Origin of the sequence: Nodosilinea sp. LEGE 07298, from assembly GCF_015207265.1 — a bacterium.
In the GTDB taxonomy this organism is placed as follows: Bacteria; Cyanobacteriota; Cyanobacteriia; order Phormidesmidales; family Phormidesmidaceae; genus Nodosilinea.
In genome coordinates, this window is record NZ_JADEXE010000003.1 from 20842 (window position 1) to 37039 (window position 16198).

Annotated in this window: 11 protein-coding genes and 1 pseudogene; 7 read left to right on the plus strand and 5 right to left on the minus strand. The window is 55.0% G+C overall.

What is annotated here, in order from left to right:
- Positions 1 to 209 precede the first annotated feature (209 nt).
- Both acnA and IQ273_RS00725 read right to left on the minus strand, forming a co-directional pair.
- A complete protein-coding gene (gene acnA / locus IQ273_RS00720) occupies positions 210 to 2903 on the minus strand; it encodes an aconitate hydratase AcnA (RefSeq protein WP_194021101.1) in 2694 nt (897 codons plus the stop codon).
- A 119-nt stretch (positions 2904 to 3022) separates the two neighbouring features.
- Entirely contained in the window at positions 3023 to 3967 is a 945-nt protein-coding gene (locus IQ273_RS00725) for a J domain-containing protein (RefSeq protein WP_194021103.1), read from the minus strand.
- Between the two features lie 171 nt (positions 3968 to 4138).
- On the opposite strand from IQ273_RS00725, the gene IQ273_RS00730 reads away from it, so the two are divergent.
- The 3 genes from IQ273_RS00730 (at position 4139) to IQ273_RS00740 (ending at position 5813) form a co-directional block, all read left to right on the plus strand.
- Positions 4139 to 4507, plus strand: coding sequence for an NINE protein (locus IQ273_RS00730; protein WP_194021105.1), 369 nt, complete (start codon positions 4139 to 4141; stop codon positions 4505 to 4507).
- A gap of 59 nt (positions 4508 to 4566) precedes the next feature.
- The gene (locus IQ273_RS00735) at positions 4567 to 5097 is read left to right on the plus strand and encodes a ComEA family DNA-binding protein (protein WP_313897990.1); all 531 of its coding nucleotides are present in this window, start codon (positions 4567 to 4569) and stop codon (positions 5095 to 5097) included.
- A 233-nt stretch (positions 5098 to 5330) separates the two neighbouring features.
- Positions 5331 to 5813 (plus strand): cupin domain-containing protein, encoded by a 483-nt coding sequence (locus IQ273_RS00740; RefSeq protein WP_194021107.1) that lies wholly within the window; start codon positions 5331 to 5333, stop codon positions 5811 to 5813.
- Positions 5814 to 5861: 48 nt separating this feature from the next.
- Here the strand turns inward: IQ273_RS00740 and IQ273_RS00745 are convergent, their stop codons facing one another.
- Positions 5862 to 6887, minus strand: a complete 1026-nt coding sequence (locus IQ273_RS00745; protein WP_228052190.1) for an NAD(P)-dependent alcohol dehydrogenase — start codon at positions 6885 to 6887, stop codon at positions 5862 to 5864.
- A 142-nt stretch (positions 6888 to 7029) separates the two neighbouring features.
- On the opposite strand from IQ273_RS00745, the gene IQ273_RS00750 reads away from it, so the two are divergent.
- Complete coding sequence (locus tag IQ273_RS00750; RefSeq protein ID WP_194021109.1) at positions 7030 to 7713, plus strand: TetR/AcrR family transcriptional regulator; 684 nt, start codon at positions 7030 to 7032, stop codon at positions 7711 to 7713.
- A gap of 69 nt (positions 7714 to 7782) precedes the next feature.
- Here IQ273_RS00750 and IQ273_RS00755 read toward each other — a convergent pair.
- Positions 7783 to 7998, minus strand: a pseudogene (locus IQ273_RS00755) (anthrone oxygenase family protein); the annotation flags it as partial.
- Between the two features lie 555 nt (positions 7999 to 8553).
- On the opposite strand from IQ273_RS00755, the gene IQ273_RS00760 reads away from it, so the two are divergent.
- The 3 genes from IQ273_RS00760 to IQ273_RS00770 are packed head-to-tail and all read left to right on the plus strand — an operon-like array spanning position 8554 to position 14977.
- The gene (locus IQ273_RS00760) at positions 8554 to 10821 is read left to right on the plus strand and encodes an ATP-binding protein (protein ID WP_194021155.1); all 2268 of its coding nucleotides are present in this window, start codon (positions 8554 to 8556) and stop codon (positions 10819 to 10821) included.
- A complete protein-coding gene (locus IQ273_RS00765; RefSeq protein WP_194021111.1) occupies positions 10818 to 11297 on the plus strand; it encodes a response regulator in 480 nt (159 codons plus the stop codon). Before IQ273_RS00760 ends, IQ273_RS00765 begins: the two co-directional genes overlap by 4 nt.
- A complete protein-coding gene (locus IQ273_RS00770; protein ID WP_194021113.1) occupies positions 11294 to 14977 on the plus strand; it encodes a response regulator in 3684 nt (1227 codons plus the stop codon). Before IQ273_RS00765 ends, IQ273_RS00770 begins: the two co-directional genes overlap by 4 nt.
- Positions 14978 to 15056: 79 nt before the next feature.
- Here the strand turns inward: IQ273_RS00770 and IQ273_RS00775 are convergent, their stop codons facing one another.
- On the minus strand, positions 15057 to 16193 hold the full coding sequence (locus tag IQ273_RS00775) for a CO2 hydration protein (RefSeq protein WP_194021115.1): 1137 nt from the start codon (positions 16191 to 16193) through the stop codon (positions 15057 to 15059).
- Between the last annotated feature and the right edge of the window lie 5 nt (positions 16194 to 16198).

Genomic DNA, 16198 nt, shown 5'->3' on the forward strand with positions numbered 1-16198 from the left:
GCATCCCTGGTAATGGTTAGTGCAGTGGTTACTGTGAGGGTTCCCCCAACAATGGAAACTATAGAAGCCTCTCCCAGGGGTTGCCCTGCCTCCGGCCTCAACTTCAACGAGTCTTAATGAGTCGTTGAGGAGTTGGTTAGGAACAGCTTTGTGTTCCTTCCCTTGACGGAGGCAGGGCATTACGGTTCCAGATTACGCCCTGTTGCTCCCTAAGCTACCAACAACTGCCGCAGTACGTAGGGCAAAATGCCGCCGTGGCGGAAGTACTCTACTTCATCCAAGGTGTCGATGCGGCACAGCAGAGGCACCTTGGTGGTGTCACCCTCGGCTCGGTGAATTACGAGATTGACCGTCATTCCAGGTTGAATGCCGCCGCTCAGGCCGGTCAGGTCAAAGGTTTCGCTGCCATCTAGGTGCAGCCCACCCCGATGTACCCCATCAACAAACTGAAGCGGCAGTACGCCCATGCCCACCAGGTTAGAGCGGTGAATGCGCTCGAAGCTCTCGGCTACCACGGCTTTGACACCCAGCAGCAGGGTGCCTTTAGCGGCCCAGTCACGGGATGACCCGGTACCGTACTCTTTACCTGCAATTACCACCAGAGGAATACCGCTGGCCTGGTACTTCATGGCTGCATCATAAATGGACATATCGGTGCCGTCGGGCATATACCGAGTGACTCCGCCGGAGGAACCGGGCACCATTTCATTTTTAAGACGAATGTTGGCGAAGGTGCCGCGCATCATTACCTCATGGTTGCCCCGCCGTGACCCGTAGGAATTGAAATCAGTAGCCGTCACGTTGTTGCCCACCAGATAGCTACCCGCTGGGCTGTCGGTCTTAATCGCCCCGGCCGGGGAAATGTGGTCGGTAGTAATGCTGTCGCCCAGAATGGCCAGAGGGCGAGCGCCAATGATATCGGCAAAGGCCTGGCCGTTGACGCTGGGGGCCATATCGGCAAAGTAGGGCGGGTTTTGGACGTAGGTGCTGTCGCCGCTCCAGGTGTAGGTTTGGCTTTCTGGGGTGGCGATCTGCTGCCAGTCGGCGGTGCCGGTAAACACATTGCCGTAGCGGCTGCGGAACATCTCGGGGGTGAGTGCCTCAGCCATCACGGACTGGATTTCAGCGCTGGTGGGCCAAATATCTTTTAAGTAAACTGGGCGGCCTCCGGTATCTTGGCCAATCGGGTCGGTTTTGAGGTCGATGGCCAGGCTGCCTGCGATCGCATAGGCAACGACCAGCGGCGGCGAGGCCAAATAGTTGGCTTTGGTGTGAGGGCTTACTCGGCCCTCAAAGTTGCGGTTGCCGGAGAGCACAGCTCCTACCACCAGGTCATTTTCTTCGATGGCGCTGGCAATGGGGGCAGGCAGTGGCCCCGAGTTGCCAATGCAGGTGGTACAGCCGTAGCCCACTAGGTTAAAGCCCAGGGCGTCTAGGTCACTTTGTAAATTCGCCTGTTCTAGGTAGTCAGATACGACTTGGCTACCGGGGGCTAGGGAGGTTTTGACCCAGGGCTTGACGGTCAGCCCTTTTGCTCGTGCTTTGCGAGCGACCAGACCAGCGCCAATCATTACCGAGGGGTTGGAGGTGTTGGTGCAGCTGGTGATAGCGGCGATTACCACATCGCCGTCGGTAAGGGCATAGTCGGTACCGGCTACCGGTACCGACTGCTTTTCGCTGTAGTCTTTGCCGCTAAAGCCGGGGAAGTCAGAGGACTTGAACTGATCGGCCAGTGCCGCTAGAGTGACGCGATCTTGGGGCCGCTTTGGCCCAGCCAAAGACGGTTCCACCGTGGCCAGATCCAGCGCCAGGGAATCGGTAAAGACTGGGTCGGGAGCGTTGGCCTCGCGCCAGAGGCCCTGGGCCTTGGCGTAGGCTTCGACCAGGGCCACTCGCTCAGGGTCACGCCCTGAGAACTCTAAATAGCGAATGGTTTCGCTATCGATGGGAAAGAAGCCGCAGGTAGCACCGTACTCAGGGGCCATATTGGCGATGGTGGCGCGATCGGCCAGGGTGAGGTGGTCAAGGCCATCGCCGTAGAATTCGACAAACTTGCCGACGACACCTTTGGCCCGCAGCATTTGCACCACGGTGAGCACCAGGTCGGTGGCGGTGGCCCCCTCGGGCAGCTGTCCGGTGAGCTTAAAGCCCACCACTTCGGGGATGAGCATGGAAATGGGCTGGCCCAGCATGGCGGCCTCGGCTTCAATGCCGCCCACGCCCCAGCCCAGCACCGAGAGACCGTTGATCATGGTGGTGTGGCTATCGGTGCCGACCAGGGTATCGGGGTAGGCGACGGTTTCGCCATTTTCGTCCTTCGTCCACACCACCTGGGCCAGGTATTCGAGATTGACCTGGTGGCAAATGCCGGTACCTGGCGGCACTACCCGAAAGTTGTCGAAGGCGCTCTGGCCCCAGCGCAAAAAGGCGTAGCGCTCAAAGTTGCGCTGAAATTCTTTCTCAACGTTTTCGCCAAAGGCGTCAGCGCTGCCAAAGGAATCTACCATCACCGAGTGGTCAATGACCAAATCTACGGGGGAGAGGGGATTAATTTTGTTGGGATCGCCACCCAGGTTCACCATGGCGTCGCGCATGGCGGCCAGATCGACTACGGCAGGCACGCCAGTAAAATCTTGCATCAGCACTCGGGCAGGCCGGTAGGCAATCTCGCGCGAGGAGGATTGGGTCTGAAGCCAGTCGGCCACGGCCTGCACGTCTGCCGCCGTGACCGATCGCCCGTCTTCGTAGCGCAGCAGGTTTTCGAGCAGTACCTTCAGGCTAAAAGGCAAACGACTGACGTCCCCCAGGGTAGTAGCAGCGGCAGGCAGGCTGTAGATGGTGTAAGTGGTGCCGCCGACGGTGAGGTGGGTTTTGGCGTCGAAACTATTCACAGGGCTGTTCACAGGGCTTGGGCTCTCCGAATCACGACAGGCATCATGGTTAGCGTTGCGATCTTATTACATCCACTGCCCCGCTGTGCTGTAGGCTGTGTTGCCAATCGCGCCCCAGGGAACAATCTGCCCTAGCGGCTTATGCCTTTAGAAAAGAGACCGCCAAACAGCGATCGCTTCTCAGGCGTGGGTACAGTTGTTGACCCAGAGCCCTTAACCTGGCGAGGCTGAGTGTCTGTTACCGTCACCTTGAGCTGCTGGGCATACTTGAGGGCGACGGCGTTTTTAGGGTTGAGGCGCAGGGCCTGCTTAAAGTGCACCTTAGCCATGCCCGTCAGTTTACTGAGTAGATAAGCCTGCCCCATTAGGCAGTGGTAGCTGCTGTTTTGAGGATCAATTTTGAGCGCGTCTTTGAGTTCTTGAATAGCAGCCTGGACATTTTTACCCTTGAGATACTCTTGGGCGCGGCCATAGTGGCGGTCGGCGTACATTGCCTCTGAGGCCGCCTTGCCGTTGGAGGGCGCGGCAGCCAGCGATTCAGATGCGAGGGTAGCGGTGGTGATCAGCCCAGCGCGCTTTTCGCGAATGACGGGTGCTCCCATTTTGCGGCGCAGGTAGACCAGATTCAGCTCACTGAGCTGCTGGGTACAAGCCTCAAAATCAGACACCGACTCATACTGGCGATCGCACAATTGGTCAACCGCCTGCTCGTAGAACACATCAATCTCGGGCTCGGGCAGCGCCAGCAGCTTTTTACTTTGCTTACCTGTGGGGTTGAGCTGCTGGTCGCGGCTCAGGCGACGCACCTTGAAGCGCAGCATGGCCAACACTTCATTGCGGCTCTTGTCTTGCTTCAAACGCTGGTAGGCGGGGTTGACCAGCTTCGGCAAAACCTGATCGGCAAACTGGCGCAGATCTGGTGCCACATTCATCAACGCATCGGGATGGAGCTGTTTAGCTACGGTTCGATAGCGCTTGAGAATACGGCGCTCGTCTGCAGCTATTGATAGCCCCAGCAGTGCGTAGGGGTCGGTGAAACGTTTTAGCCACTCAGGGGAGAAGGCAGCGTGGGACATTCAGGGGCAGAACTAGGGGGCTCTTTGTTATCTTTACGGATCAATGCTAACCCCATACTAGAATCCGGAGGTCAATGTCGATTCTTTACGCCGGGCTTATACTGGTTTCACAAGCTGGTTCAAAGTCGGTTCAAAGGTTTAAATTTCACGGGCTTCAAAGGTGGCGAAGCAATGTTGGCACAGCGTTCCCGTCGAACAGCCGTTTTTCTAGCGTGGGCTGGGGTTTTCACCCCGGTGTCAGGCTTTCATAAGTTTTACCTGGGACAGCCCTTTTGGGGTGCTCTCTATCTACTACTCAGCTGGACGCAGATTCCTCGGGTTGCCTGCGCCATTGAGGGTTTTCTGCTGATGACTCAGCCCGCCGACGCTTTTGGCGCGATCGATGTTCCGGCTAAAGAGGCTAAGGCAGGTCTTGATCCGAAGCAAATCAACGCCTTGGCAGGAGCCCTGCGAGAGCTAGATACCCTGCGCCAGGAAGGACTGATCTCAGAGCTTGAGTTTGAGCAGAAGCGCCGCCTGCTGCTCGATCAGGTAACCTAGCCAGAACATACAGGCAGAGAACACAAGCAAAGATCAGTCGGTAAGTGGGTAGGTACTTTGTGCTGAAGCGTTGGCAAATTCTGAGGGCGCAGCTCGATCCCCTCGCTAGTCGCCTGAGCCAGGACCCAAACTATCGGCTGCGGTCTTACCAGGAGGTAGAACAGGCGGCCCAACTGGGTTTTAACATCGACGTGAACCGGGCCACGGTAGACGACTGGCTGCGCTTGCCGGGGCTATCGATTCGCCAGGCCCAGGGGTTGGTGCGCCTGCGTCAGGCTGGGGTCCAGTTCCACTGTTTAGAGGATGTGGCGGCGGCACTGGGGGTAGCTTCAACCCAGCTTGCGCCGCTGGTTTCAGTTCTGACGTTTTGCTACTACGACGACTACAGCGGTGCCCTACCCTGTCTCAGCCTGAACCAGGCGACGGCGGCCCAGCTCTGTGCGGTGCCGGGGATGCCTCCGGGGCTGGCCCAGGCGGCAGTGCAGGAGCGATCGCGCCATGGACCCTACCAAGACCTAGCCGACTTGCAGCGCCGGTTAGGTCTAGCCCCCGATCTAGTTCAGGCTTTGATTTATTACCTGCGCCCCTAGCAGATTTGCCTGCAAGACTTTAATGAAAAAGCCCAATTGACGCTCAAAATGTTGCATGCGGCCTTCTAATTCTAAATCCTGTTGGGTTACCCTCAGTACCTCTGGGCGAACGCAATTCGCCCCTACAGTTTTGCCTTTTGGAAATCGGGAATGTGTGATTCGGATTTGAGATAAGACATAGCAAGGTGCTGCTAGGTTTTCAACTATGCGTCACCTTTAGAAAGGATTTTAGTATGGATAAATACGTCGTTACCCACGAAGAAATTGAAGCTTATGCCGGTTTAGCTAAGACTCACTTTCTAAATGAGAATGCAAAACGCATCAATAAATCGCTTGGCGATCTAACTGGGTTAACCGGGCTAGGCTTTCACATTATTGAGATCGCACCGGGGTACGAATCGACCGAACTCCATCAGCACTATCACGAAGATGAGTGCGTTTACATTCTAGATGGAGAAGCAGAAGCCACTATTGGAGATGCCAAATACTCCGTTAAAAGCGGTGATTTTATCGGGTATCGTGCCGGTGGCGAACCTCACACGCTCAAAAATATTGGTAATGATATCCTCAGATGTATTGTCGTTGGTCAACGACTAGAGCATGATGTGGCAGATTACCCGCTGAAACAAAAACGGATTTATCGGAACCAAGGATTGAAATGGAATCTCGTCGATTTAGACCATATTTCTGAACCAGCTGCCGGCAAAAAGGCTTAAAGCCTTCTAAACCCAGCTGTTGAGGAATGGTCGCTATTCGACTCTTAATTAAATGCTGATCGCCACTTTTCCCTGCACCTGTCGCTGTTCGAGATAGCGAATCGCCTGGGGAACGTCTTTGAGGGGATAGGTGCGATCGATATAGGGAGTGATCTTGCCTGCTGCCAAGAAATCGCTCAATGTCTGTAAGTCTGCCTGATTGGGCTTTGACTCTAGAAACTTCACGCGGCGATCGCGGGTTTTGCTAACCCAGGGGCCGAGCAGCATCGCCTGAAAAAATCCAGCCGTGGAGCCCCCCACCATGACGTAGGTGCCCCCAGCGGTCAAGGCGGGTAGAAAATCAAAAAACGGGCGGTAGGCGGCCGCGTCCACAATCAGGTCGTAGGGCTGCCTCGGTTGAGTAGGGTCTGTCTGGGTGTAATCGACGATGTGATCAGCGCCGAGCGATCGCACCATATCTACCTTTTGCGGGCTGCATACCCCTGTCACCTCTGCCCCCAATGCCTTGGCTATTTGCACCGCAAACGACCCCACCCCACCGGAAGCCCCATTTACCAAAACCCTCTGACCGGGCTGAACCTGGCCTACATCCCGCAGGGCCTGGAGGGCGGCAAGTCCAGATACCGGCACGGTAGCCACCGATTCAAAAGAAATATTAGCGGGTTTGCGCACCAGGGCCGATTCCGGTGCACAGACATACTCAGCAAACGTGCCAAACCCCGATTCTGACAGGTCGCCAAACACCTCATCTCCCGGCTTAAATTGGGTGACCGCTTCGCCTACGGCTTCTACCTCGCCAGCCATATCTGTCCCAAGAATTTTGATGGCGGGTTTGCGTAGACCACCAAAGATCAGGCGAATCAGAAAGGGAGTGCCGCGCATCAGGTGCCACACGCCTGCATCTACGGCAGCGGCGCGAACTCGCACCAGAACTTCGTTGGCCTGGGGCACGGGCTTATCCATTTCTTCCAGCGTCAGTACATCCGGTGAGCCGTACTCGGTTTGAGCGATCGCTTGCATCTGGCCACTGCTTTGGGTGTTCTCTGGCATCGGGGCGAAGGCATTCGTCATCATACAGTTCTCCCACGTTAAGAGGCCTTGGCCAGGCACAAGCTCGGCTTCCGCACCTCAACTTACACTGTAAGCTTAACTTACGGCGTAAGTTTGTCAAGATGAATGACAGACTTTATCTGCTGTAGACACCAGGAAAGCATTAATGGCTAAGGCAGTCGGCTCAGAACCAGCCCCGCAGCTCCCCCTGAGTCGGGAACGGGTGTTGCGGGTCGCTTTGCGTCTGGCGGATCAGGGTGGAATTGAGGCCCTGTCTATGCGCAAGCTGGCCGAGGAATTGGGGGTGAAGGCGATGTCGTTGTACAACCACGTCGCCAATAAGGAAGACATTGTTGACGGCATTGTCGATGCTGTGGTTGGCGAAATTGAGCTGCCTACGCTCAAAACAGACTGGAAAACGGCCATGCGGCAGCGGGCGCTTTCGGCCCATACCGTGCTGTTGCGCCACCCTTGGGCAACGATGGCGATCGTGTCGCGGGTCAATGTGGGGGTGGCAATGCTGCGCTATGTGGATGCCACGCTGGGCTGTTTAGTAGAAGCAGGCTTTTCCTATGCTATGGCGGATCGTGTTTGGAATGCGATCGATAGCCACATCTATGGGTTCACCCTCCAGGAACTAAACTTTCCGTTTGAGGCGGCGGAGTATTCAGCTGTGGCAAAAGACTATGTAGCCATGATTCCGGCAGATCAATACCCCTATTTGAATCAACTTACCCACCACGTTATAGAAGGGCGGCACGATGGTTTACATGATTTTGAGTTTGGCCTAAATTTACTCCTCGATAGTTTGGAGAAATGGTGTATTCAGGCCCAAGAATCGATCGCCTAGATCCGCCCAGAGAGTTGATCGGCCGGTGAGTTAAATGACGGTCAGCCCAACTTTGATCGGATCAAATTCTCAGTTGGGTATCCCCCATCGCTGAAAGAACGAGAGGGTAAACAGAACAGCGGCCAAAACAGCAGCAGCGGTGCGGATATGATTCCAAAATGTCCAATCTGTCAGGTACTTAGCCCAGAGGGTTGCCCCTTCTGCACTATCAGGATTGACCACGGCCAGGGCATCATTCAGCGGAATATTGCCCGCGATCGTCACGCCGATAGTGCCGATAACATATCGTTGAAGTTAGAAAAACCATTTGCTCGGGCAGGTATAGTCGTCGCCACAAGGGTTAGGACATTCTTTACAGCGGCCTACTAGCGATGGCTATAGGCCAGGTCGCCGCCCCAGTTTGGCGGTTGGCAGTTGAACTGTCCTAAGCGAACTGGCTAAAGCTATAACTCCATACTTAGACAACACGGCACCAGACCGCGTAGCCCGAAAAACCCTGAGAAACTATGGAAGCTCTCTTGGGGAGAAGCAAGCTCCCGCCATTTTTGGCAGCAATTCTCATTTTGGCAAAAAGCTGTTCCAGCCCTAGGAATGCCGGTATGGTAATGACATCTGAGCAACCCAACAGCAGTTGAACTTCCAAAATAAGAATTGCTGCATTTTGGTCAGATGTGACTGTTTCGAGCCCACTGCGATCGCTGCAAACGCGTCACCTTATATCCTCTTACATATGCCAAGATCTATCTTTGGATGGATTTCTGCCTTTAGGTAGACTCTAAAACCGCTCTGATCATGGCTACATGAGAGAGAGATATGGCCCCATGCAAAAAGCTGACCATAATGGTAGACCCGATTGATCTAACAAACTGCGATCGCGAACCCATTCATATTCCTGGGGCCATTCAGCCCCACGGGGTGCTGCTGGTATTACACGACCCCACCCTAGAGATCTTGCAGGTGAGTAGCAATACTCGAACGCTACTCGGCTTAGCACCCGAAGATCTGCTAGGCCAGTCCCTTTCCAAGCTGTTTAGCGCCGGCCAGATTCAACAAATTCGGCAGGGCTTAGCCGAAGACTTTGAAAGTCTTAACCCCCTCCAACTCTCCGTCGATCAGGGGGAGCGATCGCGGCATTTTGATGGCATCGTTCACTGCATTGACAGCGTTATTATTTTAGAACTGGAGCCCAGAGGCGACCTCCAAAGCCCAGACTTTATTGATTTTTATCACCAGGTCAGGGGCGTCATTACTCACATTCAAAAAGCGCCATCACTACAGGCTATGGGCCAGGTGGTGGTGAAAGAAGTGCGGCGGATGACCGGGTTTGACCGGGTAATGGTGTATCAGTTTGACGAAACCGGCGCTGGTAGCGTGATCGCCGAAGATACCCATCAAGACGAGCCCTATCTCGGACTGCGCTATCCTGCGACAGATATTCCCAATCAAGCACGGCATCTCTACACCCTAAACTGGCTGCGGCTGATTCCCCAATCGCAGTATGAACCGGTGCCGTTAGTACCAGCCCTCAACCCTGTTACCCAGGCCCCGCTCAACTTAAGCCTTGCGGTACTGCGCAGCGTTTCGCCCCTGCATAGGGAGTACCTGCGAAACATGGGGGTAGCCGCCTCTATGTCTATTTCTTTAATTAAAAATCAGCAGGTTTGGGGCTTAATTGCCTGCCACCACAATGAGCCCAACTATATTCCCTACGACATCCGCACCGCCTGCGAATTTATTGGGCAGGTAATGTCGGTCGAATTGGACAATAAAGCCGCCAGTGAAGACATTGACTACAAAATGCACGTAAAGTCGCGGCTAACCGAGTTCGTCAACGCCTTGTCCCAGGCAGACCATTTTTTAGACGGTATGGCGCGGCTCGATACCCAACTGCTGGGGCTAGTAAATGCTACCGGGGCGATCGTCTGTAGCGGCAACCAGTGTATTGGCTTTGGCCAAACCCCCCATGACGATGACATTAACGCCCTGCTCGACTGGATTAAACCTCGCTTTGACCAGGGTCTGTTTAAAACCCAGTGCTTGATGCAGGACTATCCTGCCGCCGCCGCGTACAAAGACATTGCTAGCGGGGTTTTAGGCCTAGAAATTTCGAGTATTCATCGGAATTTTATGCTTTGGTTTCGACCAGAGGTAATTCAAACGGTGAACTGGGGCGGCAACCCCAACAAGCCCGTCGAGATTGCTGCCGATGGCAGTTTGCGCCTGTCGCCGCGCCAATCCTTTGAGCTGTGGCAAGAGACAGTGAAGGGCACCTCTCTGCCCTGGAAAGCCAGCGAAATTGAGGCGGTGCAAGAGTTACGCAACCTGATCGTTGGCATTGTGCTGCGGCAGGCGGACGAGTTGGCGCTGATGAACTACAAGCTACAGCGCAGCAACGAAGAGCTAGACTCCTTTGCCTATATTGCCTCCCACGATCTCAAAGAACCGCTGCGGGGAATTCACAACTACGCCAACTTTTTGATGGAAGACTATAGCGAAGTTTTGGATCAAGATGGGGTGGCTAAGCTGCAAACCCTGGTGCGGCTGACCCAGCGGATGGAGGACCTGATCAATTCTCTGCTCCATTTCTCTCGCCTAGACCGGGCCGAGCTGCAGCCTCAACCGGTGGATTTGAATGACCTGGTGCAGCAGGTCACCGCCACCCTAAAGATTGCCCGATCGCAAAACGACATCGAGTTTCGGATTCCTCAGCCCCTGCCGCAGGTACCCTGCGATCGCACTCAGGTCACCGAACTCTTCACCAACCTGATCAGCAACGCTATCAAGTACAACGACAAAGCCCACAAATGGATTGAAGTTGGGGCGATTGACCCCTCCGAGGCTCCCCCTCCCGATAGCAGCCCGATCACCGCTAGCCCTGTGTTCTACGTGCGCGACAACGGCATTGGCATTCCGCCGCAGTTTACAGACAAAATTTTTCAGATTTTTCGCCGTTTGCACGGGCGCGACGATTACGGCGGTGGCACCGGGGCGGGGCTGACGATCGCCCGCAAAGTGGTCGAGCGCCACGGGGGCCGCATTTGGGTCAAATCTACCCCAGGGGAAGGCAGCACCTTTTTCTTAACGCTATCGCCGGAGAAAACAATATGACCTTGAGTTCGACGGTTTCTTTAGCGCCACAACACCCGATGCTCGTGGTCGAAGACAGCGACGAAGACTTTGAAGCCATTCAGCGGTTTGTGCGGCGATCGCCCATCTCCATTCCAGTGCAGCGGTGCGTTACTGGCGAACAGGCTCTGGCCCAGTTGTCTCAGACCGTTCTAACCGATGGGCCTACAGCGGCTCAGTACCCCGGCTTAATCGTCTTAGACCTGAACCTTCCGGGTACCGACGGCAGAGATGTCTTGCGCCAAATCAAACAGGATGCCACGCTGAAAACCATTCCCGTGATCATTTTCACCACCTCCAATAATCCTCAAGATATCCAGGATTGCTACCACCTGGGAGTGCGCCGCTATATTGTCAAACCGATTGACTATGATCAGCTGAAACGAGATATCCAATCCCTGATTGATTACTGGTTTGAAGTTACCCATCGACCTGAGTCGCCGGAGCCATCGTCATGACACAAGCGCCTCTCACTCTCCTGGTTGTGGAAGATTCTCCCGAAGATCGAGAGCTTTATCGGCGCTGCCTCAAGCGAGATCAGAACCATACCTACACGATTTTAGAAGCTTCCCTGGGCCAGCAGGGCCTAGAAATGTGGCGGCAGCATCAGCCCGATGTAATTTTGCTGGACTATCGGTTGCCCGATCTCGATGGTCTTGACTATTTGGCCCAGCTCACCGCAGAGTCGCCGCAGCCCTGCCCGGTGATTGTGACCACCGGGCAGGGCGACGAAACCATTGCCGTTAAGGCGATGCGAGCGGGTGCTCAAGACTATTTAATCAAAGGTCAAATTACCCCAGAGGGGTTGCGACTGGCGATCGAGGGGGCGATTTCCCGAGTCCAGCTACAGGTTCAGCTGCAGCAGCGCATCGATCGCCAGCGGGTCGTCTCTGAAATTACTGGCAAAGTGCGGCAGTCCCTCGATCTTCACGAAATTTTGCAGACCACTGTAGATGAAGTGCGGCAGTTTCTGCAGGCCGATCGCGTATTTGTGTACCGCTTTCAGCCCGACTTTAGTCAGCCCGATTTTAGCGGGATGATTGCCGTGGAGTCGGTCAGCGAGGGCTTTACCGCAATTTTAGACCTACACATTGAAGCTGGCTACTTCAGAGTCAACTCCGGCGAAGACTGTGACCAGGGACGGATTCAGATCATTGAGGATGTTTATACCGCCGGACTCACCGACGGTCACCTGGAGTTTCTAGAGCGGTTTCAGATCCGCGCCAGTCTAGTGGTTCCCATTCTGCAGGGGGAGGCCCTATGGGGTCTGTTGGTGGTCAACCAGTGCTCGGGGGCTCGCCAGTGGCAGCCCTTAGAAATCGACCTGCTTAAAGATTTATCGACCCAGGTGGGCATTGCCCTGCGACAGGCAGAACTGTATCAGCAAACCCAAACAGAACTGGCGCAGCGCAAACAGATAGAAGCAGAGCTGCGGCACAGTGAAGAACGCTTCCGCACCTCCGTTGAAAACATGCTCGACTGCTTCGGGGTGTATTCAGCGGTACGCAATGACCAGGGAGAGATTGTCGATTTTCGCATCGAATACATCAACCAGGCGGCCTGCGACGGTAACCAAATGGCCAAGCAAGATCAGGTCTCTCGCAATTTGCTGGAGGTTTTGCCAGGGCACCTTGAGAGCGGCTTGTTTCAGGAGTACTGCCAGGTAGTCGAAACGGGGGAGCCGTTAGTTAAAGACAGCCTAATTTATGAGGATGTGTTTGGGCAGCAAAGACTCATCAGGGCCTTTGATATTCGGGCCGCCAAGCTGGGGGATGGATTCGTTGCCACCTGGCGAGATATTACCGCCCGGAAGCAGGTTGAAGAAGCCCTGCGGCACAGTGAACAGTTGCTGCGGCTGGCCCTGCAGGGAGCCAACGCCGGCTCGTGGGATTGGGAAATTCCCTCGGGCCAAATTTTCTGGTCACCGGAAAACTATGACCTCTATGGTATTGAGCCCAAAGCAGCAGGCCCTCAATATGAGGACTGGTCTAACGCGCTGCATCCAGACGATCGCAACAGAGCCAATGCAGCAGTGCAGCAAGTAGTCGAACAACGGCTGCCGGAGTTCAATACCGAATTTCGGATTGTGCATCCCCAGCGCGGTGTTCGCTGGCTGCTGGGTCTGGGTCGCCTCAGCTTCGATAACCGGGGGGCACCGATTCGCCTCAGCGGCATCAACATTGATATCACGGCCCAAAAACAGGCCGAGTTGACCCTAGCGCTAAACGAAGCTCGCCTGCAGGGTTTTGTCGATGCCAATGTGGTCGGCATTTTGCAGGGAGACATTTACGGCAGTATTCATCGGGCCAATGACGAACTGCTGCGGATTATTGGCTATAGCCGCGATGAATTGAATCGCGGCGAGCTGCGCTGGACTGATATGACCCCCGCCGAGTATTTACCCCTTGACCAACAGGCCATTGCCGAAGCCCGCGAGAACGGGGCCTGTACCCCCTACGAGAAAGAGTACATCCGTAAAGATGGCAGCCGAATTCCGGTCTTGCTGGGGTATAGCCTGGTGGGCGAGGCCCGAGAAGAGACGGTGGCTTTTGTGCTGGATCTATGCGATCGCAAACGCACTGAACAGCGACTGCGCCGCAGCGAAGACCGGCTACAAATGGCCCTTACGGCAGCCCAACTCGGCACCTGGGATTGGCGTATCCAAGCCAATCACCTGATTTGGGATAACCGTTGCAGAGCTATCTTTGGCCTTACTGCCAACGCCGAGGTGAATATAAAAGTTTTTTTTGCGTGTCTCCATCCGGAGGATCGCGAGCCGATCGATCGCGCTATTCAAACTGCGCTAATGCCAGAAAACGACGGGCATTTCGATGTAGAGTTTCGCACCGTGAGTCGCTCAGACTGGCCAAGTCGCTGGGTGGCCTCTAAAGGACAGGCTTACTTTAGCGCCAGCGGCACCCCCCAGCGATTCATCGGCACGGTTCGCGACATCACCGACCAAAAACAGGCCGAAGCCGAGCGCGAAAAACTATTGCACCGAGAGCAGGTCGCCCGGGCCTCTGCTGAACGGGCCAACCGGGTCAAAGATGAGTTTTTGGCGGTGCTTTCCCATGAATTGCGATCGCCCCTCAACCCCATTTTGGGCTGGACCAAGATGCTGCAAACCCGCCAGTTAGACAAAGACAAAACGCAGCGAGCGCTGGAGACCATTGAGCGCAACGTCAAATTACAAACCCAGCTGATTGATGACCTTCTAGACGTGGCCCGTATTTTGCGCGGTAAGCTCAAGCTCGATGTCGTAGCTACTGATTTAGCCGATGTTATCAAAGCTGCAGTAGACGTTGTGCAAACCTCTGCCGAAGCTAAGTCCATCTCGCTAGGGTTTGTCTTTGTAGAAAACTGCCAGGTCAGGGGAGATGCGGGGCGTTTGCAGCAAATCATTTGGAATTTGCTCTCAAATGCCATCAAATTCACGCCTGCTGGCGGGCAAATTGAGGTTCGGCTACAGACAGCTAACAATCAAGCCCAAATCACTGTAATCGACACCGGCAAAGGCATCAGTTCTGAGTTTTTACCCTATATTTTTGAATCATTCCGCCAGGAAGATGTCTCCATTACGCGGCAGTACGGTGGCTTGGGCCTCGGGCTATCGATTGTCAAATATCTGGTCGATGCCCACGGCGGCACTATTTCTGCCGCCAGCCCTGGCGAAGGGCTAGGGGCGACGTTTACCATTTGCCTGCCGCTGCTTCAAGCTTCTCACACGACCACTATAGCCAACCGTTCAGCCACGTCCGATCTTCAGGGTGTCAAAGTGCTCGTCGTCGATGACAGCCCAGATACGCGGGAATTGTTGCAGGTCGTCTTAGGAGCCTATGGTGCCGAGGTCGATACCATGCCTTCTGCTGAGGCCGCTTTAGCGTATCTTGAGACCGCTTCACCCGATGTGCTGGTTTGCGACATCGGTATGCCCGATATGGACGGCTATCGCCTTTTGCAACACATTCGCGCCTCAGCGGCTTACCAGGGGAAGCATTTCCCCGCTATTGCTTTAACGGCCTATGCCCGTGAAGAAGACCGCCAACGGGCCTTTGAGCATGGTTTTCAAAAACACATGGCTAAACCCATCGAGCCAGAAGCCCTGGCGATCGCCGTCGCTGACCTGATCAAAACCTAATGTCTCATGCAGATCTACAGGTATAGCAATCACCCCTTGGGTTAGGACACAACAGCCCCGGTGGTGGTGGCTAGCTTTCCTAAAGTTGAACCACATCCAAACGAGAGGTGGCCAGACGATCCATCCACGAAGCCAGAAAATCGTGGTTAGCAGACTGTTCTGCCAGGTTCGCTGTATCGGCAGGGTGAGGCAGCAGCCCCTGCAGCGAGGCGCTGGTGACGCAAAACATCGATTTTTGGAAACTCTGGCAGATTTTAACCCGCACATCGTCGAGGCCGCGCCCTTGAGACTGGTAGAAAGCGGTCAGGTAATCGGGCAGGTAGTGGCGCATATCCTGCATTAGCAGGGTAGGAGGAATGCCCGCACCGCCGATGGGTAAGGGGTCGGCGTAGAGAGCACCGTAATCAAAGCGGCCCTGGTCGACCGAGATTTGATTGGCCTGGGCGTTATAAGAGACTGTGCCTAAAAACGGGGTGCCCCGAAAAAACACAGCCTCGACATAGGGCACGGCTACATCCATCAAAAAGGTCAGCCCCGCCGACTTGGGCAGCAGGTCGTAGCGGCTGCCATTCAGCTCGACGGCGTAGGTAATCGGGTTAGCAGCTGCAGCCACCAGCCCGGCTTTGATAAAGGCCACCACCTCAGGAATGGTTTTCACCTGGCCCGCGTCATAGGCATCGGACAGATCGATGAATAAGTCGCTCATGACCCGCCAAAACTGACCCAGGGCGCTGTAATAGGCGAGCTGGCGCACCTGCTCGGGCAAAAAGTCGGGGAACAGGCCATGCAGCCCCCGCATGGCTGGATTTGACTTGATTTTGGCCGCGATCGCAGCCCTACACCGCTGCAAAAAATCGTCGCTGTCGAGGTATTCGTCTAGCTTGCCGCCGCCGTGCCAGAGCATGGTTTTCATGCAGTACTCGGCATATTCAAAGTTGATTCGATCGTGCCACCAGTGGCGCAGCAGCTGGGGCAGCGTGACCTTACCGTTAAAGTACTTGAAGAACGGGAACAGCACTAAAAACTGGTGGTCGGCAATGTAGATCAGATTTTTAGAGTAGGCGTCGAGCACTACCCCATAGCTCTTGAGAATGCCGACCACCTCCAACATGTTGGTTTCAGAGTCAGGCAGCAGAGCCTCAGCCCCCAGCAGCTTCTGAATAAAAGGCTCTAGGGGGTGGGCGGTAGCAGTAGCCAGAGGTAGGGTTTTGGTCATGGCAG